Source organism: Streptomyces sp. MZ04 (genome assembly GCF_004684775.1).
Classification (GTDB): domain Bacteria; phylum Actinomycetota; class Actinomycetes; order Streptomycetales; family Streptomycetaceae; genus Streptomyces.
Genome location: NZ_SRIC01000463.1, coordinates 1 through 3,904 on the forward strand (window position 1 = coordinate 1; position 3,904 = coordinate 3,904).

Consider the following 3,904-nt stretch of genomic DNA (forward strand, 5'->3'; position numbering starts at 1 on the left):
GTTTCATGAGCGTCTCGTGGGCTCGGAGATTTGTATAAGAGACAGGCCGATGCCCGGACCCGGCAGGCGTAGGTACCCTTGGATGCCATGAGCACTCTTGAGCCCGAGCCCGAGCGCGGGGCAGGTACGGGGACCCTCGTAGAGCCGACGCCGAAGGTGTCGCACGGTGACGGCGACCACGAGCGCTACGCGCACTACGTCCAGAAGGACAAGATCATGGCGAGCGCGCTCGACGGTACGCCCGTCGTGGCGCTCTGCGGCAAGGTGTGGGTGCCGGGCCGTGACCCGAAGAAGTACCCCGTCTGCCCCATGTGCAAGGAGATCTACGAGTCCATGGGCGCCGGTGGCGACAAGGACAAGGGCGGCAAGGACGGCAAGAAGTAGCCTCCGGCTCGGTCCGCTGTCTTCAGCGCGGAGGGGCGTTGCGTGTGCCGCAACGCCCCTTTTGCGTTGTGCAATCGCGTGGAAGTCTCGCCGCATGACCACCTTTGAGCAACTGATCCCGGCGCCGGACAGCAGCCACTGGGTACCGCCCGTACAGGGTCTCTTTCCCCTGGACGAGGAGACCGTGCTGCATGCCTCGCCCGGCACCGAGGGGGTCGCGCGGTGGCTGCGCGGCACGGTGGGCGCGGCCACGGGGCTGCCGTTCCCCGACGGACGGAACGACAACGGGATCGTGCTGGGGATCGATGCCGCGCTGGCGGACGAGGCGTACCGCCTGGTCGTGGACGGCTACGCGATCCGCATCGAGGGCGGCAGCGCCGCGGGCGTCTTCTGGGGAGCGCAGACCTTCCGCCAGCTGCTCGGCCCCGAGGCGTTCCGGCGGGCCCCGGTCGACTCCGGGCGGGAGTGGACCGTACCGATGGTCGTCATCGAGGACGCCCCCCGCTTCCGCTGGCGCGGCATGATGCTCGACGTCTCCCGGCACTTCATGCCCAAGGACGGCGTCCTGCGCCACCTCGACCTGCTCGCCGCCCACAAGCTGAACGTCTTCCACTTCCACCTCACCGACGACCAGGGCTGGCGCATCGAGATCAAGCGCTACCCGAAGCTCACCGAGGTCGGGTCCTGGCGGCCGCGCTCCAAGTGGGGGCACCGCGCGTCGGAGCTGTGGAACGAGACGCCGCACGGCGGCTGTTACACGCAGGACGACATTCGCGAGATCGTCGCGTACGCCCATGCCCGGCACATCGCCGTCGTACCCGAGATCGACATCCCGGGGCATTCGCAGGCCGCCATCGCCGCGTACCCGGAACTCGGCAACACCGACGTCGTCGACACCTCCTCCCTCGGCGTCTGGGACACCTGGGGCGTCAACCCCAACGTCCTCGCGCCGACCGAGCACACCCTCCGCTTCTACGAGGGGGTGTTTGAGGAGGTGCTCGAACTCTTTCCCTCCACCTTCATCCATGTCGGGGGAGATGAGTGCCCCAAGGACCAGTGGCGGCAGTCGCCCACCGCGCAGGCCCGCATCAAGGAGTTGGGGGTCGGCGACGAGGACGGCCTGCAGAGCTGGTTCATCCGGCACTTCGACACGTGGCTGACCGCGCGCGGGCGGCGGCTCATCGGCTGGGACGAGATCCTCGAGGGCGGACTCGCGGAGGGCGCGACCGTCTCCTCCTGGCGTGGTTACGGGGGCGGGATCGCCGCCGCCAAGGCCGGGCACGACGTCGTCATGTGCCCCGAGCAGCAGGTGTACTTCGACCACCGGCAGCACGGAGGAGCCGACGAGCCCGCGCCCATCGGGTACGTACGCACCCTCGAGGACGTCTATCGCTTCGAGCCGCTGCCGCCCGAGCTCACCGAGGACGAGCGCCGCCATGTCCTCGGCACCCAGGCCAACGTGTGGACGGAAGTGATGGAGTACCACGCACGCGTGGACTACCAGGTGTTCCCGCGTCTCGCCGCCTTCGCCGAGGTCGCCTGGAGCACGCTTCCCGACCCCGCCGAGCGCGACTTCGCGGACTTCGAGCGGCGAATGACCGCTCATTACATGCGACTTGATGCCCTCGGTGTCGACTACCGTCCGCCCGGTGGCCCGTTGCCGTGGCAGCGGCGTCCCGGAGTGCTCGGACGCCCGATCGACGGGTCGCCCCCAAACGTGTGAGCCGCACCCCATAGTGCGCGTGTCGGGCCGCCCGCGCTGGGACCGTGGGCGGCCGGAAGAAAGTCGTACAAGGTTCACCGAAGAGTGGCAATTCCCGCCGACCGGTGAGGACGTGCGAAACCGGCACATCCCCCAGTTCTGCGGATGAATGTCTCCTAGCGGACCCCCGCGCCGGGGGCCGGGGAACATGTGCCAGAGTTGCCACGTCCGGGCAGTGAGCACGTACCGTACGGCGGAACAGGCGTAACGGTGGGAACGGCGAGAAAGCCGCCGGGCATCGGGAAGGGGCAGCCGGTTTTGACCACGCACGCACCGCAGGCGGCGCTCACCGCGCACACGGCGAAGCTGCCTGGGACGCTCGACGAGGCCGTGGAGGCGCTCGCCGCGATGCCCGCCGCCGTGCCCGTCGCCGGCGGCACCGATCTCATGGCCTCGGTCAACGCGGGGCTCCTGCGCCCCGCCGCGCTCGTCGGTCTCGGCCGCATCAGCGAGATCCGCGGCTGGCAGTACCAGGACGGCCACGCGCTGCTCGGCGCCGGACTCACCCACGCCCGCGTGGGGCGGCCCGACTTCGCGGCCCTGATCCCGGCCCTCGCGGCCGCCGCGCGCGCCGCGGGACCCCCGCAGATCCGCAACGCGGGCACGCTCGGCGGCAACATCGCGAGCGCGGGCCCGACCGGCGACACGCTGCCCGTCCTCGCCGCCCTGGAAGCCGTACTGATCATCGCGGGCCCCGGCGGCGCACGCCGCGAGGTCCCCGTCTCGCATCTGCTCGCCGGGATGGACATGCTCCGCCCCGGCGAACTCATCGGCTTCGTACGGCTTCCGCTGCTGCACGCGCCGCAGGTCTTCCTGAAGGCGACCGGACGCACGGGACCCGGCCGCGCGATCGCGTCCGTGGCGCTCGTCCTCGACCCCGCCCGGCGCGGTGTGCGCTGCGCGGTCGGCGCCGTCGCGCCGATGCCGCTGCGGCCCCTGGAGGCCGAGCAGTGGGTCGCCTCGCTGATCGACTGGGACGGCGAGCGGGCGATCGTGCCGGAGGCGCTGACCGCCTTCGGTGAGTACGTCGCCGCCGCGTGCATCCCCGACCAGCCACCGGCGGATGACGGCTCCCCGCAGCCGCATCCGCCCGCCGTACTGCACCTGCGGCGCACCGTCGCCGCGCTGGCCCGACGGGCACTGGGGAGGGCGCTGTCGTGAGTGACGACCAGGACAACAACGGGGGCTGGCAGCCGCACCCGCAGGGCGAGTACGACTCGGACGCCACGGCCTTCGTGCAGCTGCCGGAAGGCCTCCTGGACGGCTCTCCGCTCGCCGCGCCCGGCCACGGTTATGTGCCGCCGCAGATTACGGTCACGCCGACGACCGCCGACGCGACGGATCCGGCGGCCACCGGGACGTGGGTCATGCCGACCGATCTGACGGGGGCGGGCACGGGGACGGCTTCCGGTGTGCAGGGTGTGCAGGGTGTGCAGGGTGTGCAGGGCGTGCAGAACGTGCGGTGGCCGGTTGCGGGTGATGTGCCGGTCGAGCCGTCTGTTCCTTCCGTTCCGTCTGTTCCGTCTGTTCCGTCCGTTCCGGAGCAGGCGTACGACCGTGGGGCCACCGGGCAGTGGAGCTTCCACGAGGCCGAGTCGGCGCCCGCGCCCGCCGATGTCACCGGGCAGTGGTCGATTCCCGTCGCCGATGGTGATCTCCCGGATGAATCGGGCGAGTTCACGACGTCCTCGCTCGCCGCTCAGTGGGGTGGTACGCCGCCCGCGACGCTGCCGGGCGGCGTACCACCCCACTGAGCGG

General features: G+C 71.0%; 4 protein-coding genes. All 4 read left to right on the forward strand.

Annotation, left to right across the window (positions count from 1 at the left end; translation table 11 throughout):
- The first annotated feature begins 87 nt into the window (after positions 1–87).
- The 4 genes from E2651_RS41810 to E2651_RS41825 all read left to right on the forward strand — a co-directional run bounded on the left by E2651_RS41810 (position 88) and on the right by E2651_RS41825 (position 3,900).
- Complete coding sequence (locus tag E2651_RS41810) at positions 88–384, forward strand: DUF3039 domain-containing protein (RefSeq protein ID WP_135336496.1); 297 nt, start codon at positions 88–90, stop codon at positions 382–384.
- Positions 385–478: 94 nt separating this feature from the next.
- Positions 479–2,107, forward strand: coding sequence for a beta-N-acetylhexosaminidase (locus tag E2651_RS41815; protein WP_135336497.1), 1,629 nt, complete (start codon positions 479–481; stop codon positions 2,105–2,107).
- Positions 2,108–2,404: 297 nt separating this feature from the next.
- Positions 2,405–3,307, forward strand: coding sequence for an FAD binding domain-containing protein (locus tag E2651_RS41820; protein WP_135336498.1), 903 nt, complete (start codon positions 2,405–2,407; stop codon positions 3,305–3,307).
- Positions 3,304–3,900 carry a hypothetical protein gene (locus E2651_RS41825; protein ID WP_209446386.1) on the forward strand — a complete coding sequence of 199 codons (597 nt, stop codon included), beginning with the start codon at positions 3,304–3,306 and terminating at the stop codon, positions 3,898–3,900. The genes E2651_RS41820 and E2651_RS41825 overlap by 4 nt, the downstream gene beginning before the upstream one ends.
- The last annotated feature ends 4 nt before the right edge of the window (positions 3,901–3,904 follow it).